The organism is Nitrosovibrio sp. Nv6, from assembly GCF_900110495.1.
GTDB lineage: Bacteria > Pseudomonadota > Gammaproteobacteria > Burkholderiales > Nitrosomonadaceae > Nitrosospira.
The window spans coordinates 136395-154482 of sequence record NZ_FODX01000003.1 but is presented as its reverse complement, the minus strand read 5'-3'; the positions used below and the strand labels follow the sequence as shown (position 1 = coordinate 154482).

Here is an 18088-nt window from a genome sequence, read left to right as displayed (position 1 = left end):
ATGGACAAGCTGCTATCAGTAGAAAGCCTGGGCGACATCCCATCCCTGCTTCAACGCTATGCCAGCGGCGAGCTGACTCCAAGCCGGATGGTAGAGGCGGTTCATGCCGAAATTCGCGAGGACTCCGATCATGTCTGGATCTACACGCTACCGCTGGAATCGTTGAGGCAGTATGCCCTTGCAGCGGAAGAAAAAGGGATGGCGGCAATGCCGCTGTATGGTGTTCCCTTCGCCATCAAGGACAATATTGACCTGGCCGGCGTACCAACCACAGCGGCTTGCCCGGCGTTTGCATACACCCCGCAACGCAGTGCAACGGTAGTTCGGAGATTGATCGATGCCGGTGCGATTCCCATTGGCAAGACCAATCTGGATCAGTTCGCCACCGGGTTGAACGGCACCCGTTCTCCCTATGGCGCTTGCCGCAACGCATTTAATCCCGAATACATTTCGGGAGGTTCGAGCTCGGGCTCGGCGGTAGCGCTAGCAAAAGGTCTGGTTTGCTTCAGCCTGGGAACCGATACCGCGGGTTCCGGCAGAGTTCCCGCCGCGTTCAATAATCTGATCGGGTATAAGCCAACGAGAGGCTGGCTTTCCACGCGCGGTGTTGTTCCCGCCTGTCGCTCGCTGGATTGTGTTTCCATCTTTGCCCTTACCGCTGCTGATGCGGAGCGTGTTCTTGAAGTAGCAGCCGCCGGCTACGATGCCGAAGATATTTATTCGCGCCAGAGAAAGGGCAGTGACAACGATTTCAGCTTGCAACGGTTCCGCTTCGGTGTACCTCGCCAGCAACAACTGCAATTCTTTGGCAATAACGAGAGTGAGCGTCTGTTCACGGAGACCGTGGCAAAACTGCAAGCTTTGGGCGGAGAGGCCATCGAGATAGACTTTACGCCCTTTCAGGAAGCAGCGCGCCTGCTCTATGACGGCCCTTGGGTGGCCGAACGTTACGCCGCGATTCAACAGTTTTTTGACGTGCACAGCGACCAGGTGATTCCTCCCGTGCGGGAAATAATTGCTGGCGCACACCGATATTCCGCTGCGGATGCATACAACAGCTTGTACCGGTTGCATGCGCTTAAACGTCAGGCTGATTATATCTGGACGGACGTGGATTGCCTGTTGACCCCAACCGTCGGAACCATCTATACGATCGAGGCGATGCAGGAAGACCCCGTACGTCTTAATGCGAATCTTGGCTATTACACCAATTTCATGAATCTTCTGGATTATGCCGCAGTGGCGGTACCGGCCGGCTTCCAGAACGATGGATTGCCTTTTGGCATAACGCTGGCGGCGCCAGCCCATCAGGATGAGCGGCTGCTGCATCTTGCCGGACGTATTCAACAAGCCTATGGGTTATCTCCTGGCGCTGCTGGCGTTCCCATGCGAAACGAATATCCGTCGGAAAAGGTTTCATCCCAAGTGCCGCCACAGAAATTGCAGTTCAGCCCGCCATCTGACCCATCTGACCAGATACGAGTGGCGGTCTGCGGTGCGCATTTGTCCGGCTTGCCGTTGAATGGACAACTGACCAGCCGCAACGGGCGACTAAGGGCGAGCACAACCACTTCCCCCGATTATAAACTCTACGCCCTGCCGGGAGAGCCCCCGAAGCGTCCGGGATTGGTGCGCGTGGACAGGAATGAGCAGGGAGTAGCCATCGAAGTCGAGGTTTGGGAATTGCCAGTGCGTGAATTCGGCAGCTTTGTGGCGGGTATACCCGCGCCACTGGGCATCGGCACCATTACTCTGGCGGACGGTACAGCGGTACAAGGCTTTTTATGCGAGCGTTATGCGGTTGCGGATGCCGAGGATATTAGCCGATTTGGAGGCTGGCGAGAGTACTTGCAACAACTTGGCAAGTCTAGGGGGCTCTGTTGAAAAAAAATAAGAAACAGCTATATTTTAATATTTAACTAAATATTTTTTAATAATTTTTAAATTCACTTTTTATCAAAAATCATTTTTTGCAACAGAGCCGAAAACATGGCCCAGTTCATCAACACCAAAGAAAGCATCGTCACCGAAGCCGTCGATGGTCTGGTCGCGGCGTCTGGCGGTAACCTGGCGCGGCTCGACGGCTATCCGCATATACGGGTGGTCGTACGCAATGACTGGGATAAGTCCAAGGTCGCGTTGATCTCCGGAGGCGGATCGGGCCACGAACCGGCACATGCGGGTTTCGTCGGGGAAGGGATGCTGACGGCTGCGGTGTGCGGCGACATCTTCACCTCGCCGACAGTCGACGCGGTACTGGCGGGCATCCTTGCCGTGACGGGATCGTCCGGCTGCCTGCTCATCGTCAAGAATTATACCGGTGACCGATTGAATTTCGGGCTGGCGGCCGAACGCGCTCGCCAGTTTGGCTTGAATGTCGAGATAGTCATCGTCGACGATGATGTGGCGTTGCCCGACTTGCCCCAAGCCCGCGGCGTCGCCGGCACGCTTTTCGTGCACAAGATAGCCGGCGCGTTGGCCGAGAATGGCGCCGACTTGGCGCACGTCGCCGCGGCCGCGCGCAAGGTCGTGTCAAAGACAAAAAGCATCGGCATGTCGCTAAACACCTGCACCATCCCAGGTTCGCCAAAGGAGGATCGCATCCCGTCCGGCATGGCCGAGCTTGGGCTTGGCATCCACGGTGAAGCCGGGGTTGAGCAGGTCGAGTTCAAGGACGCGAGCGAAGCTGTCGCTGCCATGGTCGAGCGCCTGTCAGCTGCAATGGAAGAAAAGCCGCATGTCGCTATGGTCAACAATCTCGGCGGCACGTCGGTCATCGAGATGTCGATCATCCTCAACGAAATCCGGCGGTCAGCGATTGGCGAGCGGATAACCCACGTCATCGGGCCGGCGGCCATGATGACATCGCTCGACATGCATGGCTTCTCGATTTCGGTCTATCCTGCCGACGATGCCGAGATCGCCCTGCTCAAGCAGCACACACCGCTGGCGGCATGGCCGCGGGTCTCCCGGCTGGGCCAGGTCCCGGTTCAGGCGCTTCCGGACGGCCTGACACCTGTCGTTCCGATGCCCTCGATGCACAAGCCGACCAGGGAGTTCCTGACCAGATGCTGCGAGGTTCTGATCGCCGCCGAGAACGACCTCAACGCGCTCGACGCGAAGTCAGGCGATGGCGACACCGGCAGCACGCTGGCCGGCGCGGCACGCGCCCTGATCAGCGCCATGGACCGATTGCCGCTTGCCGACCATACCCAGCTCTATCGCGCCATTGGCTTGGAGCTTTCCAGAACCATGGGAGGCTCGTTCGGTGTACTCCTCGCGATCTTCTTCGCCGCAACGGGCGACGCGGCCTCAAGCGGCTTATCAATCCGGAGAGCGTTGCAGGCCGGATTGCGGAGAATGCAGGAGATCGGCGGGGCACGTCCGGGTGACCGTACCATGGTCGACGCCCTTGCGCCGGCCCTTGATGCCCTGGAAGAGAGCCTGCCCGACGCAGCGAGAGCCGCGCGTGCGGGTGCCGATCGCACTGTCTACATGAGCAAGGCGAATGCCGGTCGCGCTTCCTATGTAAATGCCAAGCAATTGGTCGGTCACGCTGATCCAGGTGCTGAGGCGGTCGCGCGGCTGTTCGAGCATTTGGCCGAATTTTAGATTTTAAGTATCAGTTATAACAAATAATAATCTCATTATTTATCGACGGCTGTCGATGGGGGGAACTCCATGGGACAAGGGAAAATAAGGTTTTATACGGTTGAACTGTGTTTTAGACGGGTAAAACAGAACTATGGTTGCCGCAAATCGGCATAATATTCCGTCTTGATCCGATCCACGTAATTTCTCAAATTGCTCTTCGACAAGCCGTGATCCTTGACGGGCGATTCGATCGGGCAAGCAATAGTATTGATCAGGAATCCGAAGGCGCTGGCATCTAGGGTGGTCGGTTGATCGCCCAGAAAATATTTCTTGTCCCCCAGGCATGCGGATAGCGCGTCGATATCCAGCATGCCAAGCTCGAAAATCTCTTCGGGTTTGTGCCGGCCTATGCCGTGACCATAAATTTGCCGCCCGATCCTGTAACGGTAGACGAGGGCTGCCACATCGCGAATGACAGGCGGCAAAACTCCGAATACCGCTTTTTTGTTGACCTGCCAATTTGCATCCGTATACTGCCACCGCGAATACATCGTGACCCAGAACAGATGTTCTTCGATCAATCGCTGCATCGCTAACGACAGTGCCGACTCTGACGGATTTAATCCTTTATCGAGATCTTTATATCTGGTTTTAAGATGCCGTAAGATGAAGCGGGAATCCGCCAGTTTCAGATCGCCATCCTTGATATAAGGCAGTTTTCCCTTTGGCGCAGACAATGGAAGCGTTGTCTTTATGTCATACTCGATCTCCGCCATTCTCAGATATGTTTCCGTTTTACAGCAGAAATGACTGAGATTTGGATTACCCCAGGTACGCTGGAATTGGTAAAGTATCAACATGACTGCCTCATTATGACATGTCCGGCGGATGCGATCGGACTATAACTTGCAATCCACAAGTCGGACGGGATTGCAGGTTGCGGTAGCTTACTTTACTGTCTTGCAAGATGCAAGTTACTGCATTACATTATGCAAGTTCCGGCTAGATGGGCTATGACTCAGGTACAAGACATGGATAACAAACTGATGTTTGAGCGATCACAATGTCCTATTACGAATGGGCTGGACATCTTCGGTGACAAATGGACGCTGCTGATCATTCGCGACCTGGTATTGGGCAAGCGCCGCTATCAGGAATTGATATCTTCGCCGGAAAATATCGCTTCGAACATACTTGCGCATCGGCTGAAGCGGCTGGAAGTTGCTGGTCTTGTTACCCGCCGGGCCTACCAGCAGAAACCCGAACGTTACGAATACGTGCTGACAGAGAAGGGTAAGGACCTGAGGCCTGTATTGGAGGCGATAAGCAGATGGGGAACGAAGCATTACCCCGGTACGTCGGTCTTTCGCGCTGTCGGGCAAGGCTAATGCAGTTGGCGCATAACGAACATCACAAATGAGTTCAATGTACATAATGAGAATTGGATTCATAGCACTCCCATGAATATTATGAAACTTTCGTTCCGTATGCTCCGCCGCGACTGGCGCGCAGGGGAACTCCGCGTACTGGTCATTGCGTTGATCATCGCGGTAGGCGGAATGACCACGGTAGGATTTTTTGCCGACCGTGTGCAAATGGCGCTTTCCCGCCAGGGCAACCAGTTGCTTGGGGCGGATTTGATAATTTTTTCCGACCATCCACTGGCTGCTCATTATGCCGACGAAGCGAAACGGCTTGGGCTGAATGTGTCAACAGCCCTTAAATTCCCCAGTATGACTGCGAAGGGGGAATTCAGCCTGTTGACGGAAATCAAGGCGGTTACAGCAGGTTATCCCTTGCGGGGCGAGTTGCGAATCAGTGAGGATTTCAGCAATGTATCGCCCAAGACTACCCAAGTCGCCAATTCGATTCCCTCGCCCGGCTCAGCATGGGTTGACGAGAAGCTCATGGTCCGCCTCGATCTCAAGCGAGGCGACGCAATTGAAGTGGGTGCGGCAAATCTTGTCGTTTCCGCTCTGATAACGCAGGAGCCGGATTATTCCATTGGTTTTCTCAATCTGCGCCCGCGCGTATTGATCAACGCGGCCGACCTGCCCGCAACCGGGTTGGTGCAGGAAGGCAGCCGGATCAGCTATCGTCTTCTGGTTTCGGGAGAATCCGGTGAAGTGGAGAATTTCAGGAAGTGGGCCCAATCGCGTTTGATGCTCGGAGAAAGAATCGAGGGTATCCGCGATGCCCGCCCCGAGATCAAGGCGGCGCTGGAGCGGGCGGAAAAATTTCTAAGCCTGACGGCGCTGGCAAGCGTAGTGCTGGCCGCAGCGGCGGCGGCGCTTGCCGTACGCCGCTTCACCCAGCGCCATCTCGACGGCTGCGCGGTAATGCGTTGTCTGGGGGCAAGCCAGGGGGCGATGTTGCGCCTGTACCTGTATCACTTCCTTACGCTGGGGTTGATCGCCAGCGGGCTTGGCTGCCTGCTTGGTTTTGCCGCACAGGAAGCATTGACTTTTTTCCTTTCCGGACTGGTGGAAGCGGAATTGCCATGGCCCAGCGTGTGGCCAGCTGTGCACGGCTTGCTGACCGGCATGGTGTTATTGCTCGGCTTTGCATTGCCACCCCTGCTCAACCTGCGAAGCGTGCCCGCATTGCGGGTATTGCGCCGCGATATCGGCATGCCGAATTCTTTTAGTATCACAGGCTACGCGCTGGGGCTGATAGCGTTGTCGGCACTGTTTTTATGGAAAGCCGGCGACGTGCGCCTGGGGGCGTCTGTCATAGGCGGATTCATTGCGGCAATAGCGGTTTTCGGTTTGCTTGGATTCCTTCTGCTAAAAGCGCTATCGCACATGCGCAGTCAGACAGCGGGTGCGTGGCGTTATGGGCTGGCAAGCATCCGCCGGCGCGCAACCTCCAGCGTGGTACAGGCGGTATCGTTGGGATTGGGATTGATGGCGCTCCTCGCGCTGACACTCATTCGAGATGATATGTTGCAGAATTGGCGTAGTACTCTGCCGCCTGACGCCCCCAATCATTTTCTGATAAATATCCAGGTAGACCAGTTACGGCCGTTGGCGGCTTTCTTCGACCAGCACGATATGGAACGGCCGCCGGTCTTTCCCATGGTGCGCGGACGTCTGACAGAGATCAACGGGGAGCCTGTAGCATCGGACGAATATGCCGATATTCGCGCAAAGCGGCTCGTGGAGCGTGAGTTCAATCTGTCCTGGACGGATGAATTGCAGAGCGACAATGAGATTGTCAAAGGCCGGTGGTGGAAAAGCGGGGAGAGGGGCAAGGCGGAGTTGTCGCTGGAAGAGGACATTGCGAAGACGCTTGGCATCGAAGTGGGCGACACGATGACATACGACGTCGCGGGCACCCCATTTTCCGCCAAGGTTACCAGTCTGCGAAAAGTGAACTGGGATTCGTTCCGCGTCAACTTTTTCGTGGTTACCCCGCCGGGTGTGCTGGAGAACTATCCGGCAAGCTACGTGACCAGTTTCCACCTGCCGCCTGAGCAGATAGAAGTCACAAACGAACTGATCAAGGCTTTTCCCAACCTGCTTGTGCTGGATGTAGCGAACATTATCAGCCAGGTCCAGAAGGTAATTGAACAGGTGACCAATGCGGTTGAGTTTGTTTTTCTGTTTACTTTGCTGGCGGGACTGGCGGTGTTGTATGCCGCCATCGTTTCCACTCAGGATGAGCGCATTCATGAGGCTGCCATATTCCGCACCCTGGGGGCAAGGCGTGGGCAACTTGCGCGCGCCTGGGCTGCGGAATTTGCCATACTGGGTGGACTTGCGGGTCTTTTCGCCGCGGCAGGCGCCAGCGCGCTCGGATATGTCATCGGTGAATATGCGTTGCATCTGGCTTACACTTTCAATCCATGGATATGGCTGACCGGCTTGCTCACGGGGATGGTAGGCGTGACCGCGGCGGGGTTGATGGGAACCCGCGCGGCGCTTTCAACGCCGCCGCTCATGACATTACGCAAGATTTGATGAAACACCGTCAGATTTTGCCGGTTCCGTTCTGATCGGGCAGGCTGCAAAATGGGCCGACGTATTGCTCATCTTGATATGGATGCGTTCTATGCGTCGGTTGAATTGCTTCGCTACCCAGAATTGCGTGGGCTACCGGTCGTTATCGGCGGACGGAGCGATCGGCAACCGATACTGCTCGAAGACGGCCGCAAGCGCTTCACGCGCTTGCGGGATTATGCCGGCCGAGGCGTCGTAACCACGGCCACCTACGAAGCCCGCGTTTTTGGCGTCTCCTCCGCCATGGGTCTGATGAAGGCAGCACACCTGGCTCCCGACGCCATCCTGCTGCCTGCGGATTTCGCCGCTTACCGGCATTATTCGAGCCTGTTCAAGGCAGCGGTTGCCGATATTGCTCCCCACATCGAAGACCGGGGCATTGACGAGATTTATATCGACCTGACCGAGCTATCGGGCGAGACGGAGATGCTTGCACGTCGCATCAAGCAGGCTGTGCGGGAAAGCACCGGCCTTTCCTGTTCCATTGGAGTGACGCCCAACAAGCTGTTATCGAAAATCTGTTCAGACCTGGAAAAACCGGATGGCCTCACGATCCTGGCGCTGGCGGATATCCCGAGCCGGATCTGGCCCCTCCCTGTTCGAAAAATCAATGGAATCGGTCCTAAAGCGGCCCAAAAGCTGGCTGCGCTTGGGATCACCACCATCGCCGAATTGGCGCGAGCCGACGCTGACTTTCTGCAGATGCACTTCGGCCGCAGCTACGGCTGCTGGTTACACGATGTTTCGCGTGGTATAGACGAGCGCCCGGTAGTTACAAACTCCGAACCCAAGTCGATCAGCCGCGAAACCACTTTCGAGCGCAACCTTCATGTCCGCCGGGACCGTCCTCTTTTGTCGGAAATTTTCACCGCCCTGTGTACAGATCTGGCACAAGACCTCCAGCGCAGGGGTTACACGGCTCGCACAGTCGGTATCAAGTTGCGATTTGAGGACTTCAGCACCATAACCCGCGATATTACGTTATCCTGTCCTGCCGCAGATGCCGTTGCGATCCGCCGTGCGGCTGAAGAATGCTTGCGGCGGGCCCCGCTCAAACGGAAATTGCGATTGCTGGGCGTGCGCGCCAGCTCATTATCTTCAGGCAGCGTTTCGCAGAACGCCAGCGTGATGCACCAGAGAGAACTACCGCTGACCATAATGAATGCCGGGTAAGGTTGGCCCGCTTAATGGCGTGCAATGGCGAGCGAGTCAAACCAACCATCGCGATATTGTGTCGGTGACGACTTCGGTTACAGATGAGGCGGTCCCGTATGTCGTTTGAAATGTTACATTGCGTCCACGCAATTTATTCTGCTTGTCATGCCAACAACAAAAACACTGATCCGTCTTCTAATCGTTGTAGTGATTCTGGCGGTGGGGGGCTACGCAATCTGGTTATCAACACGTCCCGAACCGATAGAGGTTGAACTTGCCACCATCAAGCGTGGCACTGTGGAATCCACAGTGGTAAATACGCGGGCGGGAACCATAACAGCTTGCCGCCGCGCAAAGCTTGCACCGGCATCGGGTGGCCAGATTGTCAGGCTCCTGGTAAAAGAAGGGGACCGCGTGGAAAAGGGGCAGGTGCTGCTGGAACTGTGGAACACTGACCTTGCCGCCCAGCGTGACCTGGCCCGCCGGCAACTTGCGACAGCCGAGGGACGCCGGCGCGAAGCTTGTGTCTTGGCTGAAAATGCGCACCGCGAAGCTGAGCGCACTCGTCAGCTTGCCGACAGAGGTTTCGTCAGTCCCCAGAGCCGGGAGAATGCGGATGCGGAAGCGCGCGCCCGGCAGGCCAATTGCGACGCAACCGAGTCAGACGTGAAACGCGCGCAGGCGCAAGTCCGTGTGACGCAAGCCGGACTGGAGCGTACAGTTTTGACCGCGCCATTCCCGGGCATTGTGGCGCTTGTTACCGGCGAGCTTGGCGAATACGCCACACCCTCACCACCGGGTATCCCTACGCCGCCAGCGGTTGACCTGATAGACGACACCTGTTTGTACGTTACTGCGCCAATGGATGAGGTTGACGCGCCCAAACTGAAAACCGGGCAATTTGCACGCATTACGTTGGATGCGCTTCCCGGTCAGGTTTTTGACGGAAAAGTGAGGCGTATCGCGCCCTACGTCACCGAGGTCGAGAAACAGGCGCGCACCGTGGATGTCGAGGTAGATTTTGAAGAGATACCGAAACATGCACTGCTGGTGGGGTACAGTGCCGATGTCGAGGTTGTCATAGAGCGGCACGACAACGTGCTGCGTGTGCCGACACAGGCAATCCGGCAAAACCGCAAGGTGCTGGTGGTCGATGAGGAGAACCGTTTAGCCGAGCGAAGTCTGGAAACCGGCCTCGCCAACTGGGCTTTTACCGAGGTTATCAGCGGCCTGAAGGAAGGCGACAAAGTGCTGCTCTCGTCTGATGAGGAAGACGTGAAAGCCGGGATGCAAATCAGGGAAAAGGCGACCGAGCCATGATCTCCGGTCGCAGGATAAATAGAGGCTGCGAGCTTCGATTAATCGTGCCAATCCCGGCGGGTTCCGCCTCAATCCGCCCATCCCGCTGATAATTCCAAGAATGATTCACCTTGCCGCCATCTCACGCGTGTTTCATATGGGAGATCAGGACGTGCGCGCGCTGGCCGGGGTCGATCTGGAGATCGAATCCGGTGAATATGTCTCCATCATGGGCCCCTCCGGATCCGGCAAATCCACCCTGCTCAATATCATAGGATTACTCGATCAACCCGATAGCGGCCGCTATGAGCTGGACGGAGAGGATGTCACCAGCCTGTCCGAGACCGAGCAGGCGCGCGTACGGCGAGAGAAAATCGGATTCGTGTTTCAGTCATTCCATCTTGTGCCAAGGTTGACGGCGGCGGAAAATATTGAATTGCCATTGATACTTGAAGGCATTGCTCCTGCTGAGCGAAAATCACGTGTAAATGAAGCTCTGCTGGGATTCGATCTGGGTGATCGCGCCGCACACCGGCCGGCGGAACTATCGGGCGGCCAGCGCCAGCGCGTCGCGATCGCTCGTGCGACGATCCTGCGGCCGACAGCTTTGCTGGCGGATGAACCCACCGGCAATCTCGATCACCGCATCGGCGCGGAAGTGATGGCGCTGCTGGAACGGCTGCACAAGGCGGGAACGACACTTATCGTCGTTACTCATGATCGGGAGCTGGGCGCACGGGCGCTTCGTCACATTGCCATGCGGGATGGTGAAATTGTGGCTGACGAAAAATGAACAGCCCATAAAATTACAAGTTACTGTGGAGATGAACCGGATGTATGAGACAGGTTGTGAGGCCTGGATTACTAACCGATCCGAAGCTCGATCCCTTGGTCCCTCGATTCCTCCATCCCTATTGAATAGCCAAAAAATTCAATTGATAATACCGCACGGCTCGACCGAAATATTCGGCAGTTCGGTCCACCGGCCACAGGCTGATAGCCGCCACTACCGTTGACGGTATTGATAACAATTTCAGAACACTACGAGCAAGAAGCAGGCATCCATAATGCAGCATACCTTTGTTGGCCTTGCATTGGTCATATTCTTTTTCTTTCCCCAGTTCGCCTATGCGGATATTACCGGCCAGGTAATCAATATTTCTGACGGCGATAATCTGGTAGTGGTAATAGACAAGAAATGGGTAAGAGTGCGCCTCGCTGGAATCGATGCCCCGGAAAAAAACCAGCCGTTCGGCGCAGATGCAAAACAGTCCCTTTCGGACCTCTGTTTTTGGGAGCAGGTGACAGTGACTCCGAAAGGGAAAGATCAATATGGACGCATGCTTGCCAAGGTTCGCTGTGGAGATTTCGATGCAGGCGAAGAACAGGTGAAGCGCGGCCTGGCCTGGGTATACAACCGGTATGTGAAAGATCCCAGTCTCAATCTTCTGCAGGAAGAAGCCAAGGTCGCTAAGCGGGGATTATGGGCCGATCCCCATGCGCGGCCGCCATGGAAATGGCGCGAAATGTGGGATTAGCAGCCTGTCGGACTTAAAGGAAATCGGCTGCAAAAGCGTCTGGCTGGTCCATATTTCGCCGCTTTTTTGGCCAATAGAATAACTATTGGCCTTCAAAATCCTCAAAATCTGTCCTCACCCAGTCACTTTTTCGCTTCGATTCTTCAAGTCCGACAGGCTGCTAGCCTGTAGCTCAGCATAAAGAGATAAGCCATGTTCCAACTTAAGTTCCAAGGCACATGAAACTGCGCGACACCTTGCAGTTTTCTCTAAAAACTGTTGCGAGCTATCGAACCCGTTCACTGCTCATCGTTCTGGCGATGGCATTGGGTGTGGCGGCAGTGGTAGTGCTGACTGCTTTGGGGGACGGAGCACGGCGCTATGTGGTTGGCCAGTTTTCCTCAATCGGTACCAATCTGATTGCTGTTTTGCCTGGACGAGCGGAAACGTCGGGTGGATTTCCTGGTGCTGCACTAGGGCAGACGCCGCGCGATTTGACCCTGGAAGATGCCAGGGCGCTTGGCCATCTCCCCCAGGTCAGGCGCTATGCGCCCCTCAACGTTGGCGTTGCGGAACTTGTGGCCGCCGGCCGTCTGCGCGAAGTTACCGTGCTGGGCAGCACGGCGGACATACTGCCCATACGGCACATGAAGCTCGCGCAGGGCAGCTTTCTGGCACAAGAAAAAGGGAAAGGAGGGGGCAGCGCGCAGATTCTTCTCGGTGCAAAGCTTGCCCAGGAATTCTTTCCTCAGAGCCATGCCGTCGGACAGCGGGTGAGGCTTGGTGACCGGCGTTTTCTGGTGTCCGGCGTGCTTGCGCCCCAAGGGGAATCAATGGGTTTCAACTCCGATGAAATCGTCGTTATCCCCATTAATTATGCCCAGGCGCTTTTCAACACTTCGTCGCTCTTTCGTATACTGGTTGAAACCAAAAGCCGTGGTGGCCTCATTTCCGCCAAAGAAGCGATAGGCGAAGTTTTGAAACAGCGCCACGATGGTGAAGAAGACGTTACCGTCATTACCCAGGATGCTGTGCTGGCCACCTTCGACCGCATTCTGCGGGCGTTGACCCTCGGCGTGGCCGGCATCGCCGCCATCAGTCTGGCCGTGGCCGGTATTCTGGTGATGAATGTGATGCTGGTGGCGGTCAGCCAGCGCACATCGGAGATCGGGCTGTTGAAAGCCATAGGCGCCCCATCAGCCGATATTCATCGTTTGTTCCTGGCGGAGGCAGTCTGGCTGTCACTGGTGGGCGCTATCACCGGCTTTGCACTCGGACAGCTGGGTAGTCTGTTAATCCGTCTGGCCTATCCTCAGCTTCCCGCCTGGCCCCCGACCTGGGCCAGTATTGCGGGAATTGCAGTTGCCTTCGTGACAGGCCTGCTCGCCAGCCTTTTGCCTGCCGCGCGCGCGGCGCGGCTTGATCCTGTGAAAGCGCTCAGTGGAAAATGAGTGGAAAATGAGTGAAAAAATGAGCGGAAAATAAGCAATGAGCGCTATCGATATGCTGCGTTTTGCTCTGCGCTCGCTCACCGCGCACCGGCTGCGTACTTTCCTGTCCGCAACGGGCATTGGGATCGGGATTGCGGCAGTCATCCTGCTGACCTCTATCGGTGAAGGAATCCATCAATTTGTGCTGTCGGAGTTCACTCAATTCGGCACCAACATCATAACCATCACGCCGGGCAAAATCAGCACGCATGGCGCATCGCTGGGCGCGATAGGGAGCGCGCGGCTGCTTACTATTGAAGATGCGCTGGCACTGAAGGCTTCGCGTTATCCGCAATACGTCAATGCCGGCGTGATCGGTAACGCGGAAATCAGCGCCCGTGGACGCAGCCGCCGGGTTACGGTCTACGGTGAAGGCCCGGATTTTGCACGCGCCTTCAATATGAAAGTGTCAACAGGCCAGTTCCTGCCTGCAGATGATCCCCGCAACCCGCGTGCTTACGCGGTGCTCGGGTCCAAGGTGCGCACAGAATTGTTCGGCAACGCCAATCCACTGGGCGCCAAGTTGCAGGTGGGCACATCCCGCTTCAGGGTGATCGGCGTCATGGAGTCAAAAGGACAGGTGCTGGGGTTCGACCTTGACGATACCGTGTTCATTCCCACCACACGCGCACTGGAAATTTTCAATCGCGAGGGTGTGATGGAAATCAATATTGCCTATCGGCCCGGCGCTCCCCTCAAAGCCGTGGTTGACGATATCCGCCGCATCATGGTTGCAAGGCATGGCCGTGAGGATTTCACCATCACGCCACAACAGCAAATGCTGAAAACCCTAAATACCGTGCTGGATGTGCTGCTCTTTGCTGTTGCCGCACTTGGCGGGATATCCTTGCTGGTCGGGGCAGTGGGCATGGTCACGCTGATGCATATTGCCGTGACCGAACGCGTCGCCGAGATCGGTCTGCTCACTGCGCTAGGCGCCACGCGAGCGCGCATCCGCATTCTGTTCCTGATGGAATCCACCTTGCTCGCTACATTGGGCGGACTGGGCGGTCTGGCTATCGGCACCGGGGTCGCCTGGCTGATAAAGTCCCTGGAGGTTGGCCTGCCAGTACACACCCCATGGGATTATGTCCTGGGGGCGTTGGGAATCTCGATACTGATCGGTCTTGCCGCCGGTGTCGTTCCAGCCATGCGAGCAGCACGGTTAAATCCAATCGAAGCGCTTCGAACGGAATAAAAGGTTACTACCAGGAGGTGCAGTTGTAGTAGTTGCAGGGCGTAACAGCGGAGCGTATTGCGCCGTATGCGAACTCACGTAATACCTCAACTATTGCCATTCCGAACCATCGAGTGCCTTACTCCGCCAACACATATTTCATTACCTTCAATCAACCGCAACACCGTGGTAAGGAATTCCTTAAGTGCCGGCCTGCTTGTTTTTCCGCAGCCAGCGAAAAAAGAATGCATAAATAAAGGCAGGGAGGAACGGAAGAATCCACGGGAACATTTGCGAAAGCCATGCGGATAAAAAACTATCCGTATAACGTGCCTTTGCGGCAGCGCAGGCTTCGGCGGAAGGCAGACGGCATGCAAGCTCGATTTCCAGGGACACCTGAGCATGGGCTCGCCAGAGCCAGTATGCCATTGCTGCCGCAAAAATGATCAGCAGCAGCGCAAATAAATTTACGCGGCCTTTTTGTCGCAGCATGGGTTTTCTCCAGGTCCAGGAGGATTGTTAAAGGAGAGGAAATCAGCGGCTTTGCGCGATGCTCGGAATCGTGATCGGATCGATAAGTAATTCCTCGACCTCACCCTTCGAATGATGTCCTCCGGTTGAGATAATGTCAAGTAGACGGCCAGGCGGCTGGAAATGCCATTGACTTAACCGCGGCAGGTGCCTGCGATGATATGCTGAACGTATAAAATATCCGATAGCCTGAGCGGATCATGCATTGCGGAAGCGCGTGTGCTTGAGCAACACGATAGACAGCAATGGCAGCGCAAAGCCGATCATGGTCACTGCGATCAACAGCAGACCCAGCTCGCTGTAATCGGCGGGGACCACGATCTTGCCAGTGTCAGGATCTTCTACCTGGCGCGTCACCACAAAAATCTGGTTCATATACTTCGTACCAAGCTGCGAAGCGGATAAGGCAAGATTGGTGAACGATGCCATCACCGCAAAGAAAGTAGCCTTGAGCCTTTCGGGCGCCGAGTTGGCGATCCAGGCGAGCATCGGGATCATGGCGATCTGGCCCAGAGGCGACTCCAGCGCGGTATCGATCACGGCAATGAATCGCGCATCAACGACACCGCCGGTAACGGAGGCGGTCCATTCATGCAAGCCGAAATACATGCCTACTATCGGCAGCGATAGCAGGGTTCCCGCGATGGTGAGCGCACCGATGATATAAGCAATCGAACGTTCCGCCATGAAGCGGCGAAAGATGAACATTCCCGCGAGCGTAAGCGTTGCCCCGATCAACGACAATGCGGCGAGAAACTGCTGATCGAAACCCAGGCTGTCGATCATCCACCATGTCGAGCCGGCGCCAGGCGAGGGCATTGCCCGGAAAACGAATATCAAAATCGCCGTACCCACCAGTACGTTGCGCGCTTCGGGCTCCAGTTCGCCAGTCAGTCGCCACATCAGAAATAGAACGATTGCCATGGATACGACAAAAATTATTTCTTCACCGCCGGGAATACGGCTCAGGCCCACACTCAGCGATATCGCGGTAAAGGCCAGTCCGCCGCCGAGAATCCACCAGTTGACCGGAGGAGGGTCCGCGTAGGCGCCGAGCAGCGCTTCAGCTTCGTGGCGGCTATGCCCTTGCGTGACGAGTCGCGCCACGTCGCGCCGCCGTAGCCAGGAAGCGAATAAAACACCAGCAACCGAAACCAGCGGGATGATCAAGGCGAGCTCGTAGACGAAAAGATAAGCGGCCGCTTTCTGCGCCTCGGGTAATTCGCCTACGCCTTGCAGCACAAAAACATTCACCACGGAGACGAGAATCCCCCCGGTGATGATGGCAACACGTCCTAGCGTTTGCATGGTGACATGCATGGACTTGCGATTTTCAAGCGTCAACGGATGGCCGTTCGCATCCACCCTGGGAACCGCTTCCACTGTCATGGCGTCCGCCACAACATCCTGAAGCACATAGCCGATGGGCGCAAGCAGTGCCGATGTGACGTACCAGGCTTCCACCGTGGCGACAGCGCGCATAGCATCAAGGTGCCCTAGCAACCCGATCATGATCACCAAACTCACCGTAATCAAGCCTGCGCCCAGATATACGAGCAGGCTCTTCCATCGCCATACAAGATCGACCAGATGGCCGAGCGGCATCTTCAAGGCCCACGGAAGCATCATCCAGAACCCGAGCGCCGCCAGAAACTCGGCTGAAAGCCCCAATCGCTCCTTGACGTAAAACGTGCCGACGATAGCCGTCAGGCCGGAAATCCCGGCTGCGGCATAAACCATGAGCGGGGGTAGATAGGACAGTCGCATTTCGCGCCCCAGTGCAAGAATATTGACGTCGAGCCATCGTCCCGCGGTAGCGATGAATCCGATGGCGGGAGGTGCGGTTGTCAGAGAACCAGGTTTTTCTGGAGATTTATTCATGGATGCGGCACGACAAAAATTCTGGGGTACAACCCCTGTTTTATCTTGCTCAAACGTCAGAGCTCAAATCTCGGCCCCTCAGACCTCCGGCGTTCATCGTCGATTCATGCCGGGGACCCTCATCTACGGCTCAGGCAACCTGCTTTCTGAGGCTATCCCAATAAGTAGTTGCCACATAGGCATTGGCACAAGTGAGGGTCGTCAGCGCTACCACACGATAAACAACGCTGCGGGGCGCTTTGATATTAACGGCCGGGTCAAGCAAGTCAGGCGCAATCGCGACACGTTTCAATGTCTCGCCGGCCAATAATATCGGCCAGATGCAAGCCAACCGCTGGCGGATCTCGGAGACAGGAATCGCCATGGTATAAATCCAGCCTTGATCCAGGTGCTCCATGGCGAGCCTGATGAGCCGGTTCAGCACCGGCCTGAATTTCGGCAGATTGGTTTCAATCAGCAAATCGGCTGGTTTCAACCCAGCTTCGGCCAGGAGCGACTCCGGCACATAGCAGCGGCCATTATGCAGGTCGCGCGCTATGTCCTTGACAATATTCGTGAGTTGCAGCCCTTTTCCGAATCTCACCCCAACGGCGGACATCTCTTCGACGTTCCACCGGTCCATTGTCGGCCGATGCGCACAGACCATTCTGGTCCAGAATTCACCCACACACCCAGCGACATAGTAAGTGTACCGGTCCAACTCGTCCAGTGTGGATAATGCGGTGAGCTGCGAGCTGGATTCCCCCGGAAAGCGGGTAAGGTCCATTTCCATCCCCTCGGGCAGTACCTCCATCAGCCATTGGATTCGCTCCCGATCGCCGGCGGGGTATTCCTCATACAGCCTGAAGCAGTCTTCCAGTCGCTGTAGAAGAATACTTTCTCCGGAGTCCTTCTGATGAGGAATCAGCGCGGTTTGAATCTCCTGAATGGCTTTCCAGTCAATCCCGGCGGTTGTGAACTGCGCGCGAAACTGATTAAGGTATTTCAGCCGCTGCGCGCGGTCGATCAGATCGGTATCCGCGATGGTATCCGCTGCGCGCGCAAAGAGATACGACAGTCCCATCTGATCGCGCACGCCAATCGGCAGCACATTAAGCGTGAGATAAAACGAACGGGAAACCTGCTTGAGGATACCGTGAAGAAGTTCGTCTGTAGCGGGGAGAGTACTCAAAGATAGGAATTCCAACAACGACTCATCAACAAGGGGCGAACATTACATGCTGCCGAGCCTGAAGGTCAAGACGCGCGTTTTTCGGACTGGTATTTCAGGGGCGAGAGAAGCTTTGGAATTTAAACAGATGGGTTAACGAAGCCCACCAAAAGAGGCGATCATTTGGAGTTCATGTAAAACCACGTTAGATTCATCATGTATGCTATTCGAGTATCTGCCGTAGGATGGGTGGAGCGCAGCGCAACCCATCGAAAGCAGCATGCTTAACATCT

14 protein-coding genes are annotated in these 18088 nt (G+C 55.9%); 10 read left to right on the top strand and 4 right to left on the bottom strand.

Annotated elements, in window-relative coordinates; translation table 11 throughout:
- The gene (gene atzF, locus BMX66_RS09385) at positions 1-1884 is read left to right on the top strand and encodes an allophanate hydrolase (protein WP_090881480.1); all 1884 of its coding nucleotides are present in this window, start codon (positions 1-3) and stop codon (positions 1882-1884) included.
- A 105-nt stretch (positions 1885-1989) separates the two neighbouring features.
- Positions 1990-3612: a dihydroxyacetone kinase subunit DhaK gene (locus BMX66_RS09380; protein WP_090881478.1), complete on the top strand. Its 1623-nt coding sequence runs from the start codon at positions 1990-1992 to the stop codon at positions 3610-3612.
- 131 nt (positions 3613-3743) lie between these two features.
- On the opposite strand, the gene BMX66_RS09375 is transcribed toward BMX66_RS09380, so the two are convergent.
- Positions 3744-4454, bottom strand: coding sequence for a glutathione S-transferase family protein (locus tag BMX66_RS09375; RefSeq protein ID WP_090881476.1), 711 nt, complete (start codon positions 4452-4454; stop codon positions 3744-3746).
- 171 nt (positions 4455-4625) lie between these two features.
- Here BMX66_RS09375 and BMX66_RS09370 point away from each other — a divergent pair, with 171 nt between their 5' ends.
- From BMX66_RS09370 to BMX66_RS09335, 8 genes are all read left to right on the top strand, one after another.
- The gene (locus BMX66_RS09370) at positions 4626-4982 is read left to right on the top strand and encodes a winged helix-turn-helix transcriptional regulator (protein ID WP_177168768.1); all 357 of its coding nucleotides are present in this window, start codon (positions 4626-4628) and stop codon (positions 4980-4982) included.
- 72 nt (positions 4983-5054) lie between these two features.
- Positions 5055-7556 (top strand): ABC transporter permease, encoded by a 2502-nt coding sequence (locus tag BMX66_RS09365; protein ID WP_090881472.1) that lies wholly within the window; start codon positions 5055-5057, stop codon positions 7554-7556.
- A gap of 51 nt (positions 7557-7607) precedes the next feature.
- Complete coding sequence (dinB, locus tag BMX66_RS09360) at positions 7608-8768, top strand: DNA polymerase IV (RefSeq protein ID WP_090881469.1); 1161 nt, start codon at positions 7608-7610, stop codon at positions 8766-8768.
- Between the two features lie 147 nt (positions 8769-8915).
- Positions 8916-10070 carry an efflux RND transporter periplasmic adaptor subunit gene (locus tag BMX66_RS09355; protein ID WP_090881691.1) on the top strand — a complete coding sequence of 385 codons (1155 nt, stop codon included), beginning with the start codon at positions 8916-8918 and terminating at the stop codon, positions 10068-10070.
- Positions 10071-10170: 100 nt separating this feature from the next.
- A complete protein-coding gene (locus BMX66_RS09350) occupies positions 10171-10842 on the top strand; it encodes an ABC transporter ATP-binding protein (protein WP_090881467.1) in 672 nt (223 codons plus the stop codon).
- A gap of 274 nt (positions 10843-11116) precedes the next feature.
- Positions 11117-11587 (top strand): thermonuclease family protein, encoded by a 471-nt coding sequence (locus BMX66_RS09345; protein WP_090881465.1) that lies wholly within the window; start codon positions 11117-11119, stop codon positions 11585-11587.
- A gap of 218 nt (positions 11588-11805) precedes the next feature.
- Complete coding sequence (locus BMX66_RS09340) at positions 11806-13017, top strand: ABC transporter permease (RefSeq protein ID WP_090881463.1); 1212 nt, start codon at positions 11806-11808, stop codon at positions 13015-13017.
- Between the two features lie 37 nt (positions 13018-13054).
- On the top strand, positions 13055-14254 hold the full coding sequence (locus BMX66_RS09335) for an ABC transporter permease (protein WP_090881461.1): 1200 nt from the start codon (positions 13055-13057) through the stop codon (positions 14252-14254).
- 180 nt (positions 14255-14434) lie between these two features.
- On the opposite strand, the gene BMX66_RS09330 is transcribed toward BMX66_RS09335, so the two are convergent.
- From BMX66_RS09330 to BMX66_RS09320, 3 genes are all read right to left on the bottom strand, one after another.
- Positions 14435-14725, bottom strand: a complete 291-nt coding sequence (locus tag BMX66_RS09330) for a hypothetical protein (RefSeq protein ID WP_090881459.1) — start codon at positions 14723-14725, stop codon at positions 14435-14437.
- Positions 14726-14962: 237 nt separating this feature from the next.
- On the bottom strand, positions 14963-16645 hold the full coding sequence (locus BMX66_RS09325; protein WP_090881455.1) for an MFS transporter: 1683 nt from the start codon (positions 16643-16645) through the stop codon (positions 14963-14965).
- 130 nt (positions 16646-16775) lie between these two features.
- Positions 16776-17816, bottom strand: coding sequence for a phytoene/squalene synthase family protein (locus BMX66_RS09320; protein WP_090881452.1), 1041 nt, complete (start codon positions 17814-17816; stop codon positions 16776-16778).
- Positions 17817-18088 lie beyond the last annotated feature (272 nt).

What these genes read in the sequence shown, in the direction of transcription:
- BMX66_RS09365 (WP_090881472.1), top strand. Translation starts at nt 5,055, where the DNA reads ATGAATATTATGAAACTTTCGTTCCGTATGCTCCGCCGCGACTGGCGC.
- BMX66_RS09350 (WP_090881467.1), top strand. Translation starts at nt 10,171, where the DNA reads ATGATTCACCTTGCCGCCATCTCACGCGTGTTTCATATGGGAGATCAG.
- BMX66_RS09325 (WP_090881455.1), bottom strand. Translation starts at nt 16,645, where the DNA reads ATGAATAAATCTCCAGAAAAACCTGGTTCTCTGACAACCGCACCTCCC.
- BMX66_RS09370 (WP_177168768.1), top strand. Translation starts at nt 4,626, where the DNA reads ATGGATAACAAACTGATGTTTGAGCGATCACAATGTCCTATTACGAAT.
- BMX66_RS09330 (WP_090881459.1), bottom strand. Translation starts at nt 14,725, where the DNA reads ATGCTGCGACAAAAAGGCCGCGTAAATTTATTTGCGCTGCTGCTGATC.
- BMX66_RS09335 (WP_090881461.1), top strand. Translation starts at nt 13,055, where the DNA reads ATGAGCGCTATCGATATGCTGCGTTTTGCTCTGCGCTCGCTCACCGCG.
- atzF (WP_090881480.1), top strand. Translation starts at nt 1, where the DNA reads ATGGACAAGCTGCTATCAGTAGAAAGCCTGGGCGACATCCCATCCCTG.
- BMX66_RS09340 (WP_090881463.1), top strand. Translation starts at nt 11,806, where the DNA reads ATGAAACTGCGCGACACCTTGCAGTTTTCTCTAAAAACTGTTGCGAGC.
- BMX66_RS09375 (WP_090881476.1), bottom strand. Translation starts at nt 4,454, where the DNA reads ATGTTGATACTTTACCAATTCCAGCGTACCTGGGGTAATCCAAATCTC.
- BMX66_RS09380 (WP_090881478.1), top strand. Translation starts at nt 1,990, where the DNA reads ATGGCCCAGTTCATCAACACCAAAGAAAGCATCGTCACCGAAGCCGTC.
- BMX66_RS09355 (WP_090881691.1), top strand. Translation starts at nt 8,916, where the DNA reads ATGCCAACAACAAAAACACTGATCCGTCTTCTAATCGTTGTAGTGATT.
- BMX66_RS09345 (WP_090881465.1), top strand. Translation starts at nt 11,117, where the DNA reads ATGCAGCATACCTTTGTTGGCCTTGCATTGGTCATATTCTTTTTCTTT.
- dinB (WP_090881469.1), top strand. Translation starts at nt 7,608, where the DNA reads ATGGGCCGACGTATTGCTCATCTTGATATGGATGCGTTCTATGCGTCG.